This is a genomic window from Enterococcus sp., assembly GCF_022711995.1.
Taxonomy (GTDB): domain Bacteria; phylum Bacillota; class Bacilli; order Lactobacillales; family Enterococcaceae; genus Enterococcus_D.
Genome location: NZ_JALAHI010000013.1, coordinates 1 through 18,719 on the forward strand (window position 1 = coordinate 1; position 18,719 = coordinate 18,719).

The window sequence follows — 18,719 nt, forward strand, 5'->3', positions numbered from 1 at the left end:
ATAATTAAGAGAGATTATTCTCAAATAATAATTCTAATTGGAGGAATCGCTATGTCATTGATTGGAAAAGAAATTGAGTCATTTGAAGCACAAGCCTATCACAATGGAAAGTTTATCGAAATTTCATCTGAAGATTTCAAAGGAAAATGGAATGTCGTTTGTTTCTACCCAGCAGACTTTTCATTTGTATGCCCAACGGAATTAGAAGATTTACAAGGTCAATATGCAGCCTTGAAAGAACTAGGAACAGAAGTGTATTCTGTTTCCACAGATACTCACTATACCCACAAAGCTTGGCATGATCATTCGGATGCCATCAGCAAAATCGAATACATTATGGTTGCTGATCCTTCTCACACGATCTCACGTATTTTTGATGTATTGGATGAAGAAAGCGGCCTTTCACAACGAGGAACTTTCATTATTGATCCAGATGGAGTTGTTCAAGCAATCGAAATCAATGCGGACGGTATCGGACGAGATGCCAGTGGATTGATCGACAAAATTCGTGCTGCCCAATATGTGCGGACTCATCCAGGGGAAGTATGCCCAGCAAAATGGAAAGAAGGAGAAGACACCTTAACACCAAGTCTTGATTTAGTCGGAAAAATATAGGAGGGTACCATGGCATTAGATAGCGGAATCAAAGAACAACTGAAACAGTATCTGGCAATGCTGGAATCCGAGATTGTTTTTTCTGCCAGTCTTGGTACAGATGACGCCTCGCAAAAGGTTCGTGATTTCTTAGTCGAAATCGCAGAAATGTCCGAACGCATTACGATCGAAGAAGGAACGGCAGAACGGACACCCAGCTTTACCATTATGCAGCCAGGGAGCGATAGTGGCATTGCCTTTGCCGGCCTTCCTCTCGGTCATGAGTTTACCTCATTTATTTTAGCTTTGCTGCAAGTTAGCGGACGGGCACCAAAGGTCGAACAGGCGATTCAAGACCGTATCAAAAAAATTGACCGTCCTTTGCATTTTGAAACCTATGTCAGTCTGACTTGCCATAATTGTCCAGATGTTGTCCAAGCTTTGAATATCATGGCAGTTTTGAATCCGAAGATCAGTCATACGATGATCGAAGGCGGGATGTTCAAAGAGGAAGTTGACGCCAAGAAAATCATGGCAGTTCCAACGGTCTTTTTGAACGGAGAAGAATTCGCTAGTGGTCGTCAAACCATTGAACAATTACTCGAACAAGCTGCTGGTCCTACGAGCAAAGAATCGTTTGCTGATAAAGAGGTCTTCGATGTCTTAGTTGTAGGAGGCGGACCTGCTGGAGCAAGTGCTGCTGTCTATGCGGCCCGTAAAGGGATCAATACCGGTATGGTGGTGGAAACCTTCGGCGGGCAAGTGATGGAAACACTAGGGATCGAAAACATGATTGGCACTCCTTACACTGAAGGACCAAAATTAATGCGTCAAGTGGAAGAACATGTCAACGAGTACAATGTAGATGTCATGAAAGGGCAACGGGCCAAAGATATCCGCAAACAAGAATTTGTAGAAGTAGAATTAGAAAACGGGGCGGTTCTGAAAACAAAGACCGCGATCCTTGCAACCGGTGCACGCTGGCGGAACATCAATGTTCCGGGAGAGCAGGAGTTTAAAAACAAAGGGGTCGCTTATTGTCCTCACTGCGATGGTCCGTTGTTTGCTGGTAAAGAAGTAGCGGTGATCGGCGGCGGCAACTCAGGTATCGAAGCTGCGATTGATTTAGCAGGAATGGCCAAACATGTCTATGTATTGGAGTTCCTACCAGAACTAAAAGCCGATCTCGTTTTACAAAACCGGCTAGCAACGCTGGAAAACGTGACAGTGATCACCAATGCAGCCACCAAAGAAATTGCAGGTTCCGATCATGTAGAGCAGCTGACTTACGTAGATCGTCAGACAAATAGTGAAACCACTTTAGCGGTAGAAGGGGTCTTTATTTTAATTGGTTTGATGCCAAATACCGAATGGCTGAAAGATCGGGTGGCGTTGAATGAACGCAATGAAATCATTGTTGACAAACAAGGGGCTACTTCTATTTCTGGCGTCTATGCTGCTGGAGACTGTACCGATAGTATCTATAAACAAATTATTATTTCCATGGGTTCGGGAGCTACAGCGGCACTAGGTGCTTTTGACTACCTGATTCGCCAGTGATCCAAGGATCGCTTGGTATTTGAAATAATTGTCACATCATTCACCAAGAAACTTGCTAGTTGTTTTTGATTCGCTGCAGCGGTTTGGGGGTTTTTCCTCACACCCCTCGCGGATCTTGACCCGCGGCATCTTTGGTGAATGTTTTTTTGTCTGAAAAATAACTAGGAAAACAGGCTTGAAACAAAGGCCTTTTTTAAAGATGAAAGAAAAGGATGAAAAAAATCATTTTTTTAAAGATGTTTAAGAATATTTAAAGAAAAACATGAAATTATTAAATATAGTTGTCATCTTGAGGAACTAACGGTAACATTCAGGATGAATAAAAATAACGGATAACCTTGTTAGGTGAGGCTCCTATACAAACACAAGCTATTGCGCAGAAACGTCGAAAGACGCCAATGTGTAAAACAGGAATTGTCGGATTAAGGCTCTTCATAAAATAGCTAAGAAGGAATCAAATTAGGCTTTGTTTCTTCTTTACGTTGTATAGTGCCAAAACTCGGACGATGAGATTGCTTGCGAAGTCGAACGTCTTGAGAGAAGTTTGGCTTTTTTTCTTTTCTCAAGTATGGTTGAACACGTAAATCAGTAAAATAAATAACGTCTGAAATCACCTGCTCCAAGGGAAGGAGTGGAAGACATGAATAAAAGAAGAAAGATCGATTGGCTACTTATCACAGCTTATTTGCTGTTAAGTCTTATCGGTCTTTTAATGATTTATAGTGCAAGTTCTTACCGATTGATGACAGGAGGTAATTCGCCGTCAGCTTTGTTTCAACGGCAACTTCTTTTTTTGCTGTTTAGCTGGGTAATGATTTTTGTGATTCAAAAAACCCGAGTCGAAATTTTGTTAAGCAAGAAACTGGCAATCGGATTATTGGCATTTGGTCTATTGACGCTGATATTGGCGCATTTGCCGTTTTTTGGAGTATCTGTTAATGGGGCACAACGTTGGGTCTCGATCTTTGGTTTTCAGTTTCAGCCCTCCGAAATAGTCAATGTCGGAATGATTCTCTATTTGGCAAATTACTTTAAAGAAAAACGGCCGTTCCATGATCTGAAACAGCCAATGATTCTTTTATTTCTATGTTGTGGCTTGATTTTAATGCAGCCTAAAGTGGCAGGTGTGATGATTTTGCTTTTTTTGGCCTTCATCATGATCACTACCGTTCAAGTCCCTGTCAAGGTGACCCTGTTCTTGTTTGTTGGACTGATCCTTAGTTTATTTCTATTAGGTGCTGCTATTCTGTTTTTGGGTCATCAGGGCTGGCTGCCTCATTTCTTCATGCATGTGTATAATCGAATCCAATTAGTCAGTGATCCTTTCTCTGATCCCTATGGTCAAGGCTTTCAGATGATTCATTCCTATTATGCATTGTTCAATGGGGGATTAAAGGGGCTAGGATTAGGAAACAGTATTACGAAAAAAGGGTTTTTACCGGTAGCGGAAACGGATTTTATCTTTTCGATTCTGGTAGAGGAACTTGGCCTGATCGTAGGTGTTTTTGTAATTGGCTTATTGTTTCTGATTTTTTTACGGCTATTTATCCGTTCGGCAACTGCCGCTGATGATCAAAGCGGCTTGATTTTATTAGGAACCGCCACGCTGCTCCTGTTGCAGACAAGTATTAATATCGCAAGTATTCTAGGATTGATGCCTATGACGGGGGTTCCGCTGCCCTTTATTAGTTATGGCGGCTCAAGCTACTTTATTCTTTCCTTTGCATTTGGTATTTGTCTCAAATTGGAAAGGAGGGGTGCAAATGAAGTTATTCAAGCCGCATGAAGTGAATTATGCCTTGATCTTACCCATATTCTTACTTTTTTTGTTAAGTATTGCGGTGCAATATGGGGCCAGTCTGTTGGACGGCGCGGATCCCCGTCCGGTGGTATTGCGCCAACTTTTCTTTTGTATCTTGGCAGCAATTGCTTTATGGGGAGGGAGCTTGTTTTCGACAACTTTCTTACTGCGCTTTTCGGGTTTGTTTTATCTTCTTTCCTTAGGATTGATGACTCTTTTGTATTGGTTTTATGATCCGATCATGTTTGAGCTGACCCATACGAAGCGATGGATGCGCATTGGCAGTTTTACCCTGCAACCTTCTGAAATCATGAAGTTAGCCTTTGTACTGTTCATGGTCTATCTCACACTCTTATATGAAAAAAAACAGCGGCAGCGAACGATTAAATCTGACTGTCTTTATGTAGGAAAGATCTTGCTTTATAGTTTGCCGACTTTTCTATTGATGTTCATGCAGCGAGACTTTGGTACGAGTCTGGTGTTTATCGTGATGCTGGGGGCACTCTTTGTCATTTCCGGCGTCCATTGGAAATTGCTGACTGCGATGTTTTCATTATTGGCAGTGATCGGGGGACTATTGTTACTGCTGGTATTTACGGATTGGGGCAATACGATTTTGTTTCGACTGCACTTTAAACCCTATCAGTTAGATCGAGTCAAAGCATGGGCAGATCCTTTTGCTTTTCAAGATTCGATTGCTTATCAGCAGGTCCAAAGTATGTGGGCCATCGGCTCAGGGGGATTACTGGGAGCAAATGCCGGCCATCAGTCTGTCTATGTTCCGGTTCGAGAATCCGATATGATTTTTACAGTTATCGGTGAGACCTTTGGCTTTCTGGGAAGTTCATTAGTGATTTTTCTCTATTTTTATTTGATCTATCAAATCATTTTTGCTGCGTTACGAACCAATAATAAAGCAGCGGTCTACCTTTCAATTACCTTCGTTTTTGGCTTAGTCTTTCAAATTTTTGAAAATATTGGCGCAGCTATCGGGTTATTGCCATTAACAGGTATTCCGCTCCCGTTTCTAAGTCAAGGGGGGACGGCGTTAATCGCCATCGGCCTTTCATTGGGAATTATTTTAGGTCTTGAAAAGAACGATTCCCATGAGAAGTCTGCTTTGAAAAAATGAAAAGGAAGTGTTGGAAGATGTTTCATCAATCTCGTCGATTGACAATCAGTTTTTTGCTTATGGCGTTTTTTCTCTTGTTGACAGTGCTGGTGTTGCAGCAACCCCATTGGTTCCGAAATCTAGATCAACTCTTTTGGTTTCTACCGCAGCTGCGCACCCCTTTAGGGGATCAAATCATACTGGGATTCGCCGCAATAGCAACGATTTTGCCAACAACAGCTGTCTCCGGTCTCCTGAGTATCTATCTATGGCGGAAAAAGCAGCGAGTTTGGGCCATCTGGGTGCTGGGAAATCTCTTTTTGGTAAGTGGTATCGGTCAAGGGGTAAAATGGGTGGTCCAACGGCCACGACCCGCTATCGAAGGGGGAATGATTCGGGATTCCTATAGTTTTCCTAGTGGGCATACGTTACTGGCTACGACGCTAGTGATCACCTGTCTGCTTTTAGCAAGATTTTTGGTTAAAAAAAAGGCTACTCTCTCTTTGATCGGCAGCGGTTTTTTGCTGGCTGTGATTTTTTCCCGTTTTTATTTAGGCGTGCATTATCCAAGTGATACCCTCGCAAGTCTCTGCTTAGCCAGTGGAGTGACAGGGATGACCTATGAAGTGACAAGGCTCTTTTTGAACCGTGGTAGAGGAGTGGACAAACCGATGCAAAGGAGAAGATCATGACGACTGGAAAAAAAGTTTGGTTAATACTTTTAGCTGGCATGACAGTGCTGGTGACTGCAGGAACAGTTTACGCGGTGCGCATTTTTTTGCAGGCAGAGCAAACCGTCCAAACGATGCATGCTCCGATCGAAGGTCGCAAAACGACAGTCATTGAAGAGGCTAAACCGCTGAGTTTGCTTATTTTGGGCATTGCCAATGACTCCAAACGCAAATCGGATTATCGAGCCAACACGATCATGGTTGTCACATTGAATCCACAAGAAAAACGAACCACTATTACAAGCATTCCCCGGGATGCCTATGTAGAGATTGTTGGCAAGGGCTTCAAAGATAAAATCAATCATGCCCACTCCTTCGGGGGAGCAGAAATGATGATTGCTACGGTGGAAGAGTTTTTGCAACTTCCGATCCATCATTATTTTTCACTCAACATGGATGGGATGGCGGACCTTGTTGAGGCAATCGGCGGGATCACTGTGGATAATGATTTCGAATTTACCGCTGAGAAGATCCATTATCCCAAGGGAAAGTTACAGCTAAATGGTTGGGAAGCCCTTCAGTATACGCGAATGCGCAAAGATGACCCTGAAGGCGATTATGGCCGCCAGAGAAGACAACGGCAGGTGACTGAAATTCTCGCAAAGGAATTGTTGTCTTTTTCAAGTATTTTCCAATATCAAGAATTAATGGCGATTGTTGGAGAAAATGGTCAAACGGACCTCAACTTTCAACAAATCTCTCGATTGTTAACGAGTTATCAGTCAGCGCTAGCGACCGTTGAGCACTATCAAATTCAAGGAACAGGATTTACTGGAGATGGCTGGCAAGGAGAGGAAGGTATTTCTTACCAAGCGATTTCCGAAGAAGAACGACAAAAAGCGGTACAACGGATGCAATCTGAGTTGGGAATTTCTCCTCAGCTTGAGACAACCGACTAACTGGTCTTGACAATGTCGGTAGAGGTAGACTAAAATAAAAGAAATTCGTTCAAAAAAAGAAAGAGGTTTCTTGATGAGTGTCGTAGGTATCTAAACAGCTAATTTAAACAAATAGACAAGACTATGTTTATTTGTTGTGCCTGTAGATACCGATCAAAATCGTTATTGATAAAAACAGGTGATGGGGAACTGTCACCTTTTTTGTACACTTTTTTTGAACGTGGAGGAGAGAGGTTTCACGGGCACAAGAAAGGACCTCTTATGAATATTCCCAAAGAAACTGAATTTGAAACAATTAAAACAGTTGTCAGTCAACGAATCCTTAGTGATTATGGCAAACAACGCTTTATCGAACAACGACCAGCAGCTTCGATACATTCTGCTCGAAAACGATTAGCAGAAACAGAGGAAGCCATGCTGTTGCTGGATTCTGGCCAACAAGTCCCTTTTATGGGTTTGGCAGATATCTTGCATCATACGACAAAAATTGAAAAAGGCTTAATATTAGAGCCAAGAGAGCTGGTAGATTACGGAGACTTTTTACGGTCTTTTCGATTGATCCGCCAGATGTTTGAGAAAAATCAGTGGCAGACACCGCGGTTGACTGGCTATGCCCAAGGGTTGACAGATTTTTCAGAAATGGCCCAAATGATTTTTGATAAAATCCGCAACGGTCGGATCGATACCGATGCCAGCCGGGAGCTGCGAAAAATTCGCGGTCAAATTGCAAAACACGAAGAGGATCTGAAAAAAGTCTTTTCAAAGTTTTTGCAAGAGCCGCGGATATTACAAGATGCTCGAATTATTCAAAAAAATGATCGCTATACGTTACCTGTGCGATCAGAATTCCAACATCAAATCAAAGGGCAGATTATTGAGCGCTCCAATAAACGGGCGACAGTTTTCATTGAACCAGACGCTGCGGTCCGTTTGAACGACCGCTTGATGCTGGCAAAAGCAGAAGAAACGGCGGAAGAATACCAAATTCTTGCCAGTTTGACTGGCTTGATCGCCGAAAACTTAACAGAGATTTTTGCTTGTCTTGATATTTTGGTGGAATTGGACATCATTTTTGCCCGGGCAAAATACTGTCGTGAGATTCATGGCGTTCCGCTAGAAATCAATGAAGCAGAAGTAATCGACTTACAAGAAGTCCGTCATCCATTGTTGGGAAAAACAGCTGTTCCACTGTCATTACAACTCGGCTACGATGCGCGTTGTCTGGTGATCACCGGTCCCAATGCTGGTGGCAAAACCGTGGTGCTGAAAACTGTGGCACTGGTTTGTGTGATGGCACATTACGGGCTCTTTCCCGCACATGCCGGGGGAAGCCAAGTGCCGTTTTTAAAAAATCTTTGGATGGACATTGGGGATCAGCAAAGTTTAGCGAACGCATTAAGCACTTTTTCGGGACATATGAACAACGTTGCCCAAATCGTCAATCATGCTTCCCGGCAAAGCATTGTTTTGCTGGATGAGATCGGTAGCGGAACAGAACCGAATGAAGGAGCGGCTCTAGCGATCGCCATCATGGAGGCCATCTATCATTCTGGGGCACTTTTGATCGCAACCACTCATTATGGTGAAATCAAGCAGTTTGCTATTGATCATCAAGATTTCCATACGGCTGCGATGGCTTTTGATCCAGATACATTAACACCCAAATATCGCTTGCTTTCTGATGCAGTGGGTACCAGTAATGCGTTTTGGATCGCAGAAAAGATGGCAGTTTCCAAAAATATTGTGGCCAAAGCGCAGCAATATTTAGAAACAAAACAGTATCCAACGGAAAAAGTCGTATTTAAAGGAATCCATAAAGAAGAGGAGATCGTTGCCGTTGCACCGCCATTAAAAAAAGGTGATCGCATCTCTTACACTGAAACCAATCAAACGGGGTTGTTTTATGCCTATTTAGAAAATGGCCAAGCACAGATTTTGTTGGAAGAAACATTCGTCACTGTTCCCACCAGAAGATTAAAACTTTTGATGTCCAGAGAAAACTTGTATCCAGCTGGGTATGATCTGGAGAGTCTGTTCCATTCCTTTGCCGAGCGAAAGTTTATTCGCGATATTGATCGAGGCTCGAAGAAGGCGCAGAAGAAGTTGAGAAAACAAGCACAGGAAAGACAATCCGCTGGGAAAAAGGACAGACCACAAAAGTAATTGGGCCCTGGCACCTTAGCAAGATTCCTCCCAGCAGCTAAAATGAATTTCGTAAAAAACATGCTGTGGTGCCAATAAGGAATGGAATTCTTGTAAAAACGGTTGAAGGCTAAAAAATTTAGGACAAACCTCAGAAAGAGGGAGAACAAATGATCGAAACAAAACGGTTACTTTTAAGACACTGGCAGATGTCTGATGCCAAGGCGTTATTTGAGTTGGCCAAAGATCCGGCAATTGGTCCAAGGGCCGGCTGGTTGCCCCATCAATCCGTGGCAGAGAGTGAAAGGATTATTACGGATGTTCTTACCAACGAGACGACCTATGCCATTTGTCTGAAAGATGGTACGCTGATTGGCAGTATCGGTGTAATGCCCAACAGTCAAGCATTTATGGTCCCCCCTGCAGTCGAAGTAGGCTATTGGATCGGGAAAGCTTACTGGGGACACGGCTATACACCGGAAGCATTGAATGGAGTTCTTGCTGATCAATTTGGTCGGGAACCTAAACTAACCATTTGGGCAGGCTACTATGAAGGCAATGAACAATCTTGGCGTGTGCAGCAAAAATACGGTTGTTAAGTCAAACAGTCGAAGTTCCGCTGTTAAATGAACAAAGAAAAGAACACTTCACTAGCTTGTCCTATGAACAATGGCAAGCAGTGGGGGAACAACCGAAAATAAAATCTAACGAAACGAGTTGATTGCTCAATGAATCATTGCCATTATCAAAGAGAACTTCCCAAAGATCCTCAGCAAGTCCTTTCATTGTATAAGGATGCTGGCTGGTCGCTGTATACCCGCGAACCAGAAGTCTTATGGTCAGCACTTCAACAGTCGCAAGTGATTACGGCTTGGCAAGAGGAACGTTTAGTTGGTTTGGTACGGGGAATTACTGACCAGCAAACCATTTTGTATATCCAAGATTTACTGGTATTACAAGAATTTCAACGTCAAGGAATCGGACAAACATTAGTGAATAAGTTGGTGGCTGATTATCCGACTATTCGTCAGAAGGTTTTATTGACAGATGACACCGAAAAAACGCGAGCTTTTTATGAAGCTTGCGGTTTCCAATCAGTGGAAAAAATGCAAGCAGTCGCTTTCTTGTACTCCCCTAAAAAAGACAATTAATTCTCCTAACTATTAAATCGTAAAATAAAAAGCTGTTGCTTAAGTCAAAAGCAGTCAATGAAATCACACAGTGTGGGATCGACGTTCGCAAGACTTAGGTGACAGTTTTTTTATTAGCTGACTACCGTCGCATTCCCGCTATTTATCGAAAAAATGATGCAAAAAAGTATAATATGGTGTTTTTTATAAAATAAACAGAATAATTTTATTAAGCTTTCTTTTTTATGACAAAAATAGTCTTGTTTGGTCTGGTGGTATGCTAAACTTAATGGAAACTATTTTTTCCTAAGATTGGAGAGGTTTTTTTGGATCTATTAAAGAAATCAAAACTATTTGCAACATTGGTATTCATTTGCTTGATCGGATTAGGTATTTGGATCTATTCAAATATTCTCTTTGTATTCCGACCTTTAGAGGCTATTTTTGCCAGTGTGTTTTTACCGGTTTTAGTTTCAATATTTATCTTTTACATTTTTTTGCCTTTTTTCAAATTTGTCAAAAAACGCAGTCATAATCAACAGCTTGCTCTTTACGTTACCTTATTGCTGCTGCTTTTTTCTACCTATCTGATTATTCAAGTGATTGGACCGGCTCTGCTCAATGAGATGACTCGTTTTGTCAATCAAGTTCCTGATATTATCAATCGTATAATGAACAATATCGATCATACGTATGTGGAAGAGCTGTTTGGCCCGTTGCTGGATACAGTGGATATCAATCAAATCAGCCGCTTTGCTGTTCAGTTCATCTCGGGAGCGACGAACAGTTTGACCAGTTTGGTATCGATTGTTTCCCACTCAACGATTATTTTATTTACGATTCCTTTGTTATTAGTCTATATGTTTAAAGATGGGCATAAAGTTCCCGAACTATTAGCAACAAAGACGCCAAAAAAATACCGCAGCCTCGTGCTGCAATTATGCCAAGACTTTCATCAGGCGGCCTCAGCCTACATTAGTGGGAAATTACTTGTCTGTCTCTACGTAGGTGTTTCCAGCTATGTGGTTTTTACTTTCTTAGGCTTACAGAATGCATTATTACTAGGACTGATCTGCGGTGTATTGGATATCATTCCCTACTTTGGCCCATTTATCGGTGCTGCACCGGCATTTCTGTTTGCATTAAGTCAAGACATGAAAATAGCGGTATTATTAGTGATCGGTATCACGATCATTCAGTTGGGAGAGTCTTATGTGGTATCGCCAATCGTCATGAATAAAGTGCTGCATATTCATCCGATTATTGCTGTCTTTCTGTTATTGATCGCTGGCAATTTATTAGGCTTTGTTGGGATGATCATTGCATTACCTGTCTATTCGATCCTGATGGCGATGGCCAAGACATTGATCCATTTTTATCAGCAAAAGAAAATTCAAGGAGCAGAATATGAAGATCATTGAGTATGTGGGTGACCAAGAAGATCAATTATTAGAAAGAATCATCCGAACTTCATTTGATGCAGATAGCGCTTTTCATTTAGGGGCAGGCAAGCGGGATGGACCGCCTGGATATGACAATGGCGAACTGCTGAAACGAGTGAAACAAGAGCCGAAAGTGTCTTTATACCTTTTGCAAGAAGAAATTATTATTGGGCTGATCGTTGCAAATTATAGTGAAAATCAGATTCTTTACTTCTGTCTTGCCCCTGAATATATGGGTCAAGGTTATGGAACCATTGCTTGGCAATTGTTTGAAAAGTTCCTTCCAAATACTTGGCAATTAGAAACCCCAAGCTATTCCCTAAGAAACCATCATTTTTATGAAAAAAATGGCTTTAAAAAAATTGGTGAAAAATGGTATAGTAAAGACAAATCGTATATTTATCAGAAAATTTTTTCTAATTAAAAGGCAAAGCGAGGGATGTAGCTCATGAAAGTTTTATGGAATGAAAAAATCGTTGATCGAGAAGAAGTTCGAATCGATATTGAAGACCGCGGTTATCAGTACGGTGACGGTATTTATGAGGTCATTCGTATTTACCAGGGGAAAATGTTCATGGCAGAGGAACATTTCCAACGGCTAGCAAACAGTGCGGCAAAAATAAAAATGGCATTGCCTTATGATACAGAGATTCTGAGGGACAAACTCTGCAAATTGATCGAAATTGAGGGAATCACTGATGGAGAAGTATATCTGCAAGTGACAAGAGGCGTTTTAAGTCCGCGAAATCATGTCTTTCCACCACAAGGCTCGATAACCGGTGTATTAACGGCCAATGTCATTCCATTCCAACGGCCGCTGGCGATGCAAGAGGAAGGTCTGAAAGCTACATTAATACCAGACCAGCGTTGGCTTCATTGTGATATCAAATCTCTCAGTCTCCTAGGCAACTTGCTTTCATTGGAGGAAGCTCGCTCTGCTGGTTTTGATGAAGCATTACTGCATCGGGAGGGTTTCTTTACTGAAGCATCCGCCTCCAATTTGTGGTTTGTTTCCAAAGGAACCGTGTATACCCATCCAGATGGCAATCTTGTTTTACCTGGGATCACTAAAATGAAAGTTTTGGCATTGTGTCAGGAGCTGGCGATTCCAGTGAAAGAAGAAGCTGTAGCTATTGACCGTCTGGCAGAATTTGATGAGTGTTTTATTACCAATTCAGTCTGGGAAATCGTGCCGATCGTCGCAGTCGATGGTCTTCCAGTAGGAGAAGGGCGACGAGGTGCCGTGACATCCAGCTTACAGCAAGCGTATATCGAAGCTACCAAAAGGAATTGAAACCCTCTGCTTGATACAAAAACACCTCCAAAGGTTAGCCAACAAGCAAACTTTTTGGAGGTGTTTCGCATTTCTAGTAAATGTGGTGACGAAGAGGTCATTCGCAAAGCAGGAGCAAAATGTTTATCAGTTTTTTAAAAGACGCGTTATTCGGTCACAACCTTCACTAGGTTTCGCAGCCGAAGGTTCTTTGCTCCTTGATGCTACCAAAAGACTTTTACCAATCTTTCGGATTCCATAGTTTACTGTCCAACTCTCCTTGTTTCAGCTGGATTCTTGTTTGCTGCTGTGTCAGAAGCACTTCTAACTCTTGGAGAAAGGCTTTCTCATGGTAATCAGTTGTCTGATTGATTTCTTTCTCAATTAATGTGTGAATCCATGAATCGTTCATTCGTAAGCCTCCATTTCTGCAAGAGCTTCCTCTAATTCACTCAATGTTTCTTGATTTTGGATCAACTGCGCGAAAAGAGGGGCAAGTGACGGATTTTCAGCGAGTGTTTCCAGTCTTTGACGAAACCACTGCTGCTTGGCTGCAAAGGAAAAGGGGGCTTCCATCGTCAGCAACTGTTGATAATCGATCACAAAACGGCGTTTCTCGGTTTCTGTTTTATACATCAGCTGATCAAGAACCAGAACTGGCAGGATGGTCATTTGGTATTTTTGCGCCATCAAAGTCAGCGGACGCAAAATTTCAGAAAAACTAGCCCCTTCTTTGCCACCTAGTTGAAATTCTTTGGCAGCGACACCAGTCGAGAGGGCAAAACCGATTTCTTTATTTAGGAGATAGGGTTTGGCTGCTTCCCAAACCGTATCGATCCATGCTTTCATTTTTGCCGGTACTTGGTACCAGTAAAGGGGAAACTGAAGAATCAACCGATCGATTCCTTGCAATTTTTCGAGTTCAATCGCCAAATCAAAGTCTCCCACAACTTTATCCAGTAAATGAAGAGTCACATTTGGTATCTTGGCACTTTCACTAAAAAAACGTTGCGATAAAGAGTCGTCATATGTTGGATGACTAGCAATAATCAGTGTTTTTAGCATAAAGAAAATCAGTCCTTTCCCTATAGATGTATCATAATTTGGACAAAAACGAAACTACTCTGCTTTAATGAAAGAATTATCGCAACCAAGGAAATCGAGGGGGAATGCACCGATCATCGACTTGAATCCGTCGTTTTTTTTTGCTATACTAGCCAATGAATTGAAAATAAAATAGACAAAGGTTGAGCATTTCGATGCTTCAAGGATCGCGTTCTCCAAGGGGTGAGGAGAACATTCTTGGAGTCGTGCCGATCTTTTTGCAGGCATACTTCTTTAGGAGGTATGTCTTTTTTTATGTCTATTTTATCTTTTGTATTTTAAGAAATAGGAGGGATTCACGATGGAAGAAGCACTGAAACGCCTGCATGAGGCAGAAGCCAGCAATCAGCAAAAGCTGCAGCAATTACGGCGTGGATTGTCTGCTTACGAAGAAGAAAAGCAGGAAGAACTTCAACAACGTATTCTTGAGTTAAGAGCGGCTAGCTTACGTGAACAGACTGCGTTGGAACAACGATTGCAACAACAGCTGCAAGAAACAATCGCTGGGATCGAAGAGCAACAGCTACTTGTTGATCGCCAAGAAACTATTCGCCGCTATCAGGAACAAGTCGTCGATCAGATCGTTGAAGGAGTGATCCAATCTTATGGCAGTCACGAAACTAAGTAAGCTAACAGTGATCGCTCCAAAACAGCATCAAGAGCGTTTACTGAAAAAACTCCAAAGTTTACAGATGGTGGAGATTGAGGATGTCTTTGAGAATGCGGAAAATCAGCCATGGCTCCAAGAATTTTTTGCTGATTATCAACAGGAAGCCGTGACCACTTACAAAGAGACCCTTCACAGGATCCAAGAAGCAATCTTGTTTGTTCGCCGACAAGGAGGGAATGGTAAAACACGCGAGTGGCAGCGGCAGTCCTTGCCATTGTCTGCATTTGAAAAAAACTTTCAGGAAGCGGATATCCTCTTACTGGTTGCAGAAATTGAAGCCTTGCAAGAGCAATGGCAAAAAAATCTCGAAGCAACACAAGCGACTACAGAAGCAGAAACGTGGGGGATGGAATGGCAAAACCTGGATGTTGCTCTCGAAGAACCCGACTTGGCATCCGCGACTATCTTTTGTGGCAGTCTTGAAAGTTCCCATTGGGAATCTCTAACAGCTAGCCTCAAACAGTTTGATACGGTTTATTTGGAAATGATTTATTCGGATCCAAAGAAGACCAATTTCAGTTGCCTTTATCCCAATAAACTTTCTTCGGAAGTGGAAGGCTTGTTTCAGCGCTATAGTGTCAAAAAAGAAGTTACGGCTCGTTCCCAAAAGCCTAAGCAAGTGCTGAGTGAGGCTCAGAAGCAATTGCGGGAGTTGGCGGATCAGAAAAAACAGCTGGCCCAGCAGATCGGCACATACAAAACCAAAATTGATCGTTTGCAGCAAGCCGAAGAATATTTTTTGACACAAGAACAACGGAAATTGGTCCAAAAACGACTGGTTAGCGGCGAGCAATTTACGGTTTTAAGAGGCTGGGTCTCACAACAGGAGCAGCCGACTTTGGAAAAAGAGCTGGTGCATGCTTTCCATGGTGAGGTCTATTGTTCATTCAATGACCCTACAGAAGCAGATTTGACGGCCAATCGCGTGCCAGTCAAACTGCAGAATGCTTCATTTATCCAGCCATTTGAGATGTTGACGGAAATGTATAGTTTGCCTAAATACGATGAGATTGATCCCACACCTTGGATGACCCCTTTTTATTACGTCTTCTTCGGGATGATGGTAGCTGATTTGGGCTATGGTGGATTGATGGCACTGGTGACCACAATTGGCTTGCGCTTTTTCCCTTTGCCAAAGGGAACGAAGCGATTTATGAAGCTGTTTCAAACCTTGTCCATTCCTACGATGATCTGGGGATTGATTTATGGTTCGTTTTTCGGGGCGGCACTACCGTTTCATCTGTTATCCCCAGCGAAAGACTTTATGGCGATCTTTGGATTATCGATGATTTTTGGAGGGATCCAATTATTTACCGGTCTTTATTTAGCCGCAAAAGAAAACATCCGCAAGAAAGATTATTTAGCGGCCGTCAATCAAGGCTTTTCTTGGCAAGGCTTGTTGGCAGGACTGATGGTTGCTGCAGCTGGAAAATGGCTTTTTCAAGCACCCGTTCTCGTTACATTAGGCATAATCTTAGCAGCATTGAGCGGACTTTTGATCGTGATTGTACCGATCATGAAAGGCAAGTCCAAAGTGGGTGGCTTCTTCATGGGATTATATGATCTTTACGGAGTGACCAGTTATATTGGCGATTTTGTCAGCTATAGCCGATTGATGGCGTTAGGCATCTCCGGCGGTAGTATCGCTGCTGCCTTTAATCTATTGGTAGGCTATATGCCGCCGGTGGCACGCTTTTCTGTCGGGATCATCCTGTTAGTGATCTTACAGGCACTAAATATCTTTTTATCCTTACTAAGTGCTTACGTGCATGCCGCACGGTTACAATATGTAGAATTTTTTGGCAAATTCTTTACCGGAGGCGGTCGCGCCTTTGACACCTTTAAACCAAGTGAAAAATATGTTGATTTTGAAAAAGAAAACGGAGGAACGAACGATGATTGATTATTTGATTAATAACAATGGTGGAATGGTATTTGCGATTATAGGAATGGGGATCGCAACGATCTTCTCTGGGATTGGTTCAGCAAAAGGGGTTGGGATGACCGGAGAGGCCGCTGCAGCCCTGACAACCAATCAGCCGGAAAAATTCGGACAGGCATTGATTCTACAGTTATTGCCAGGAACCCAAGGATTGTATGGCTTTGTCATTGCTTTTATGATCTACGGCAGTTTGGCAACAGAGATGTCGACAGTGACCGGAATGGCCTATTTGATGGCTTCATTGCCGGTAGCCTTTACCGGATTGTTTTCTGGAATTGCACAAGGGAGAGTAGCCGCTTCCGGGATTCAAATCTTGGCCAAAAAACCGGAACACTTTTTTAAAGGGGTCATGTTCTCAGTCATGGTAGAAATGTATGCGATCCTCGGCTTCGTTATTTCTTTCTTACTATTAGGTTCTATTTAAAGGAGGAGACAAGCAATGGAGGCAATGGATGCCATCGACAAAATGATTGCAGAATTGAATCATGAAGCGAAAGTAAAACGGCAAGCAATCGAAACCGAAGAAAAAGCGAGGATCGATGCCAAATTTGCAGCGGCTTGGTCTCAAAAAGAAGCAGAGATCAAGCATCATGCAGTGGAAGCCCAAAAACAAGCAGAAAAAAATCATCAGCAAGCCATCAATCGGCGGATAAAAGCAGCCAAACAAGAAGAGTTAAGGAAAGACTATGAAGTATTGGAGGCATTTTTTGCAGAAGCGTATCAAAAAATGAATGAACTTTCATCAGAAAAAATCCAATGTCTGGCAGAAAGTGCGTTAAAACAGATCTCCGTTTCGGGAGAAGCCATTTTTCGCTGTGGCCAGCAACAATCCGAAAGTTTGACCAACGATTGGTTAAAAAGGGTCAATCAAGGGTTGTCTTATCAGTTGACAATGGGCAGCCCTCTGGATCAATCCGGGTTTGTGGTAGAAGACCATGGGATTATCTACAATTTCACCTACCAAGCGTTACTAGCAGAATACAAAAATGAAACGAGAGAACATTGGCTGAAACTGATCCAAAAGGGAGGGTAAGAGATGGCGAGCTATCATCAATTAAATCCGCTGATTCGCATCAAAGAAACAACCTTACTGCAACCGCAGGATTGGCAACAGCTGATTGCAGCGGACACGGCTCAGCAAGCCATGGCAATCTTGCAACAAACAACCTATCAACGCTATATTGGGACGGATTTTCTAGAAAATTTTGAACGTTACCTAGACCAAGAACTGCTAGTTACGATTCAAGAATTGGCAGAAAACTGTCCAGATCCGGATGTCCTTCGCTTGGCTATGTTGCCCTATACCTTTCATAACTTGAAGGTATTGACTAAAGAAGATGTGACAGGAAGAGATTATCATCATTTATTGATCGAAGATGGCTTTCATACGATGGAGGAATTAAAGAGTGCTATCCAAACGGGAGGTTCGGAACACTTATCACCTAAAATCATCGAAACGATTCAAGCTGTAAGAGAATACTTAGAAGGTTCAGCTGTTTTGCAAGGAATTGATATTATTTACGATCGCCGCTTATTGCATGAGCAGCGACGCCTTGCCGAAAAAATCAATATTCCCCCATTGACCCAGGCGGTGATCACTGCTATCGATCTAACCAATATTACGATTGCCGCGCGTTGTTTGCTGCAAAAACGATCCCGCAACTTTATGGCGGCTGTTTTAGTCAGTGTCGGAAGCATCCCTAAAGAAGACTATCTTGCTTTTGCGGATACTTCTTTTGCGGATTTTATCGCCTTTTTAAAAGAAAGTGATTACCAAGAAGCATTATTGCCGCTTTTGCAGGAGCATACGATCGATTTTGCCGCATTGGCAGTTCTGAAAGATGACTTGTTTACCCAACAGTTCATGGGGACTGATGCATTGGGGCTCATGCCATTATTGGCTTTCTTAAATGCGAAACTATTGGAGATTCAGAATCTGCGGCTGCTTTTAGTTGGTAAACGTAGTGGGTTTACCGAAGAAGAGCTGAGAGAGAGGATGAGGGAGTATGGCAGCTAAGATTGGCGTGATCGGCAGCAAAGAATCCGTGCTGCCTTTTCAACTGTTTGGTTTTTCAGTTTGTTATGCAACCACGGCAACGGAAGTGAAGCAGGCCTTTCAGCAGTTAGTGAAAGAAGAATCTGCGGTGATATACCTCACAGAAAAATGTGCGGCTTTGATTCCAGAAGAATTGACCAAATACCAGCAGCAAATTTCACCGGCAGTCATTTTGATCCCCGATTATGATGGCTCTCAAGGATTAGGGTTGAAAATGATTCAGGAGAATGTCGAGAAAGCCGTTGGACAAAACATACTATAGAT

At 42.5% G+C, this 18,719-nt stretch carries 20 protein-coding genes, 1 riboswitch and 1 other annotated feature; of the genes, 18 read left to right on the plus strand and 2 right to left on the minus strand.

Annotated elements, in window-relative coordinates; genetic code table 11:
- Window positions 1-51 precede the first annotated feature (51 nt).
- From ahpC to dat, 12 genes are all read left to right on the plus strand, one after another.
- Window positions 52-615, plus strand: coding sequence for an alkyl hydroperoxide reductase subunit C (ahpC, locus tag Q0A12_RS00940; protein WP_291290847.1), 564 nt, complete (start codon window positions 52-54; stop codon window positions 613-615).
- Window positions 616-624: 9 nt separating this feature from the next.
- A complete protein-coding gene (gene ahpF / locus Q0A12_RS00945; protein WP_291290848.1) occupies window positions 625-2,154 on the plus strand; it encodes an alkyl hydroperoxide reductase subunit F in 1,530 nt (509 codons plus the stop codon).
- A 330-nt stretch (window positions 2,155-2,484) separates the two neighbouring features.
- A riboswitch (M-box (ykoK) riboswitch) is annotated at window positions 2,485-2,672 on the plus strand.
- 122 nt (window positions 2,673-2,794) lie between these two features.
- Window positions 2,795-3,940 (plus strand): FtsW/RodA/SpoVE family cell cycle protein, encoded by a 1,146-nt coding sequence (locus tag Q0A12_RS00950; protein WP_291290849.1) that lies wholly within the window; start codon window positions 2,795-2,797, stop codon window positions 3,938-3,940.
- Window positions 3,918-5,087: an FtsW/RodA/SpoVE family cell cycle protein gene (locus Q0A12_RS00955; RefSeq protein ID WP_291290850.1), complete on the plus strand. Its 1,170-nt coding sequence runs from the start codon at window positions 3,918-3,920 to the stop codon at window positions 5,085-5,087. Before Q0A12_RS00950 ends, Q0A12_RS00955 begins: the two co-directional genes overlap by 23 nt.
- A 17-nt stretch (window positions 5,088-5,104) precedes the next feature.
- A complete protein-coding gene (locus Q0A12_RS00960) occupies window positions 5,105-5,758 on the plus strand; it encodes a phosphatase PAP2 family protein (protein WP_291290851.1) in 654 nt (217 codons plus the stop codon).
- Window positions 5,755-6,696, plus strand: coding sequence for an LCP family protein (locus tag Q0A12_RS00965; RefSeq protein WP_291290852.1), 942 nt, complete (start codon window positions 5,755-5,757; stop codon window positions 6,694-6,696). The genes Q0A12_RS00960 and Q0A12_RS00965 overlap by 4 nt, the downstream gene beginning before the upstream one ends.
- Window positions 6,697-6,957: 261 nt before the next feature.
- The gene (locus Q0A12_RS00970) at window positions 6,958-8,859 is read left to right on the plus strand and encodes an endonuclease MutS2 (RefSeq protein ID WP_291290853.1); all 1,902 of its coding nucleotides are present in this window, start codon (window positions 6,958-6,960) and stop codon (window positions 8,857-8,859) included.
- Between the two features lie 149 nt (window positions 8,860-9,008).
- Window positions 9,009-9,437 carry a GNAT family N-acetyltransferase gene (locus Q0A12_RS00975; RefSeq protein ID WP_291290854.1) on the plus strand — a complete coding sequence of 143 codons (429 nt, stop codon included), beginning with the start codon at window positions 9,009-9,011 and terminating at the stop codon, window positions 9,435-9,437.
- Window positions 9,438-9,566: 129 nt separating this feature from the next.
- Window positions 9,567-9,989, plus strand: a complete 423-nt coding sequence (locus Q0A12_RS00980) for a GNAT family N-acetyltransferase (RefSeq protein ID WP_291290855.1) — start codon at window positions 9,567-9,569, stop codon at window positions 9,987-9,989.
- 305 nt (window positions 9,990-10,294) lie between these two features.
- Window positions 10,295-11,389: an AI-2E family transporter gene (locus Q0A12_RS00985; RefSeq protein WP_291290856.1), complete on the plus strand. Its 1,095-nt coding sequence runs from the start codon at window positions 10,295-10,297 to the stop codon at window positions 11,387-11,389.
- The gene (locus tag Q0A12_RS00990; RefSeq protein WP_291290857.1) at window positions 11,376-11,834 is read left to right on the plus strand and encodes a GNAT family N-acetyltransferase; all 459 of its coding nucleotides are present in this window, start codon (window positions 11,376-11,378) and stop codon (window positions 11,832-11,834) included. The genes Q0A12_RS00985 and Q0A12_RS00990 overlap by 14 nt, the downstream gene beginning before the upstream one ends.
- 24 nt (window positions 11,835-11,858) lie before the next feature.
- Entirely contained in the window at window positions 11,859-12,704 is an 846-nt protein-coding gene (gene dat / locus Q0A12_RS00995; RefSeq protein ID WP_291290858.1) for a D-amino-acid transaminase, read from the plus strand.
- Between the two features lie 217 nt (window positions 12,705-12,921).
- Here dat and Q0A12_RS01000 read toward each other — a convergent pair whose 3' ends face one another.
- Both Q0A12_RS01000 and Q0A12_RS01005 read right to left on the minus strand, forming a co-directional pair.
- Window positions 12,922-13,095, minus strand: a complete 174-nt coding sequence (locus tag Q0A12_RS01000; protein ID WP_291290859.1) for a hypothetical protein — start codon at window positions 13,093-13,095, stop codon at window positions 12,922-12,924.
- On the minus strand, window positions 13,092-13,760 hold the full coding sequence (locus Q0A12_RS01005; RefSeq protein ID WP_366030670.1) for an NAD(P)H-dependent oxidoreductase: 669 nt from the start codon (window positions 13,758-13,760) through the stop codon (window positions 13,092-13,094). Before Q0A12_RS01005 ends, Q0A12_RS01000 begins: the two co-directional genes overlap by 4 nt.
- 168 nt (window positions 13,761-13,928) lie before the next feature.
- Window positions 13,929-13,980: a sequence feature (sodium ion sensor (DUF1646 type); this cis-regulatory element may regulate processes involved in with the transportation of sodium ions), on the plus strand.
- 108 nt (window positions 13,981-14,088) lie between these two features.
- Between Q0A12_RS01005 and Q0A12_RS01010 the strand changes: the two genes are divergently transcribed.
- From Q0A12_RS01010 to Q0A12_RS01035, 6 genes are read left to right on the plus strand one after another with little or no spacing between them, the layout of a single operon-like run.
- Window positions 14,089-14,415, plus strand: a complete 327-nt coding sequence (locus Q0A12_RS01010; protein WP_291290861.1) for a hypothetical protein — start codon at window positions 14,089-14,091, stop codon at window positions 14,413-14,415.
- Window positions 14,393-16,360 carry a V-type ATP synthase subunit I gene (locus Q0A12_RS01015; RefSeq protein WP_291290862.1) on the plus strand — a complete coding sequence of 656 codons (1,968 nt, stop codon included), beginning with the start codon at window positions 14,393-14,395 and terminating at the stop codon, window positions 16,358-16,360. The genes Q0A12_RS01010 and Q0A12_RS01015 overlap by 23 nt, the downstream gene beginning before the upstream one ends.
- Window positions 16,353-16,823: a V-type ATP synthase subunit K gene (locus Q0A12_RS01020; protein WP_228158636.1), complete on the plus strand. Its 471-nt coding sequence runs from the start codon at window positions 16,353-16,355 to the stop codon at window positions 16,821-16,823. Before Q0A12_RS01015 ends, Q0A12_RS01020 begins: the two co-directional genes overlap by 8 nt.
- Before the next feature lie 15 nt (window positions 16,824-16,838).
- Window positions 16,839-17,432 (plus strand): V-type ATP synthase subunit E, encoded by a 594-nt coding sequence (locus tag Q0A12_RS01025; RefSeq protein ID WP_291290863.1) that lies wholly within the window; start codon window positions 16,839-16,841, stop codon window positions 17,430-17,432.
- 3 nt (window positions 17,433-17,435) lie between these two features.
- Window positions 17,436-18,416, plus strand: coding sequence for a V-type ATPase subunit (locus Q0A12_RS01030; RefSeq protein ID WP_291290864.1), 981 nt, complete (start codon window positions 17,436-17,438; stop codon window positions 18,414-18,416).
- Window positions 18,406-18,717, plus strand: a complete 312-nt coding sequence (locus tag Q0A12_RS01035) for a V-type ATP synthase subunit F (RefSeq protein WP_291290865.1) — start codon at window positions 18,406-18,408, stop codon at window positions 18,715-18,717. The genes Q0A12_RS01030 and Q0A12_RS01035 overlap by 11 nt, the downstream gene beginning before the upstream one ends.
- Window positions 18,718-18,719 lie beyond the last annotated feature (2 nt).

What these genes read in the sequence shown, in the direction of transcription:
- ahpC (WP_291290847.1), top strand. Translation starts at nt 52, where the DNA reads ATGTCATTGATTGGAAAAGAAATTGAGTCATTTGAAGCACAAGCCTAT.
- ahpF (WP_291290848.1), top strand. Translation starts at nt 625, where the DNA reads ATGGCATTAGATAGCGGAATCAAAGAACAACTGAAACAGTATCTGGCA.
- Q0A12_RS00950 (WP_291290849.1), top strand. Translation starts at nt 2,795, where the DNA reads ATGAATAAAAGAAGAAAGATCGATTGGCTACTTATCACAGCTTATTTG.
- Q0A12_RS00955 (WP_291290850.1), top strand. Translation starts at nt 3,918, where the DNA reads ATGAAGTTATTCAAGCCGCATGAAGTGAATTATGCCTTGATCTTACCC.
- Q0A12_RS00960 (WP_291290851.1), top strand. Translation starts at nt 5,105, where the DNA reads ATGTTTCATCAATCTCGTCGATTGACAATCAGTTTTTTGCTTATGGCG.
- Q0A12_RS00965 (WP_291290852.1), top strand. Translation starts at nt 5,755, where the DNA reads ATGACGACTGGAAAAAAAGTTTGGTTAATACTTTTAGCTGGCATGACA.
- Q0A12_RS00970 (WP_291290853.1), top strand. Translation starts at nt 6,958, where the DNA reads ATGAATATTCCCAAAGAAACTGAATTTGAAACAATTAAAACAGTTGTC.
- Q0A12_RS00975 (WP_291290854.1), top strand. Translation starts at nt 9,009, where the DNA reads ATGATCGAAACAAAACGGTTACTTTTAAGACACTGGCAGATGTCTGAT.
- Q0A12_RS00980 (WP_291290855.1), top strand. Translation starts at nt 9,567, where the DNA reads ATGAATCATTGCCATTATCAAAGAGAACTTCCCAAAGATCCTCAGCAA.
- Q0A12_RS00990 (WP_291290857.1), top strand. Translation starts at nt 11,376, where the DNA reads ATGAAGATCATTGAGTATGTGGGTGACCAAGAAGATCAATTATTAGAA.
- dat (WP_291290858.1), top strand. Translation starts at nt 11,859, where the DNA reads ATGAAAGTTTTATGGAATGAAAAAATCGTTGATCGAGAAGAAGTTCGA.
- Q0A12_RS01000 (WP_291290859.1), bottom strand. Translation starts at nt 13,095, where the DNA reads ATGAACGATTCATGGATTCACACATTAATTGAGAAAGAAATCAATCAG.
- Q0A12_RS01010 (WP_291290861.1), top strand. Translation starts at nt 14,089, where the DNA reads ATGGAAGAAGCACTGAAACGCCTGCATGAGGCAGAAGCCAGCAATCAG.
- Q0A12_RS01015 (WP_291290862.1), top strand. Translation starts at nt 14,393, where the DNA reads ATGGCAGTCACGAAACTAAGTAAGCTAACAGTGATCGCTCCAAAACAG.
- Q0A12_RS01020 (WP_228158636.1), top strand. Translation starts at nt 16,353, where the DNA reads ATGATTGATTATTTGATTAATAACAATGGTGGAATGGTATTTGCGATT.
- Q0A12_RS01025 (WP_291290863.1), top strand. Translation starts at nt 16,839, where the DNA reads ATGGAGGCAATGGATGCCATCGACAAAATGATTGCAGAATTGAATCAT.
- Q0A12_RS01030 (WP_291290864.1), top strand. Translation starts at nt 17,436, where the DNA reads ATGGCGAGCTATCATCAATTAAATCCGCTGATTCGCATCAAAGAAACA.
- Q0A12_RS01035 (WP_291290865.1), top strand. Translation starts at nt 18,406, where the DNA reads ATGGCAGCTAAGATTGGCGTGATCGGCAGCAAAGAATCCGTGCTGCCT.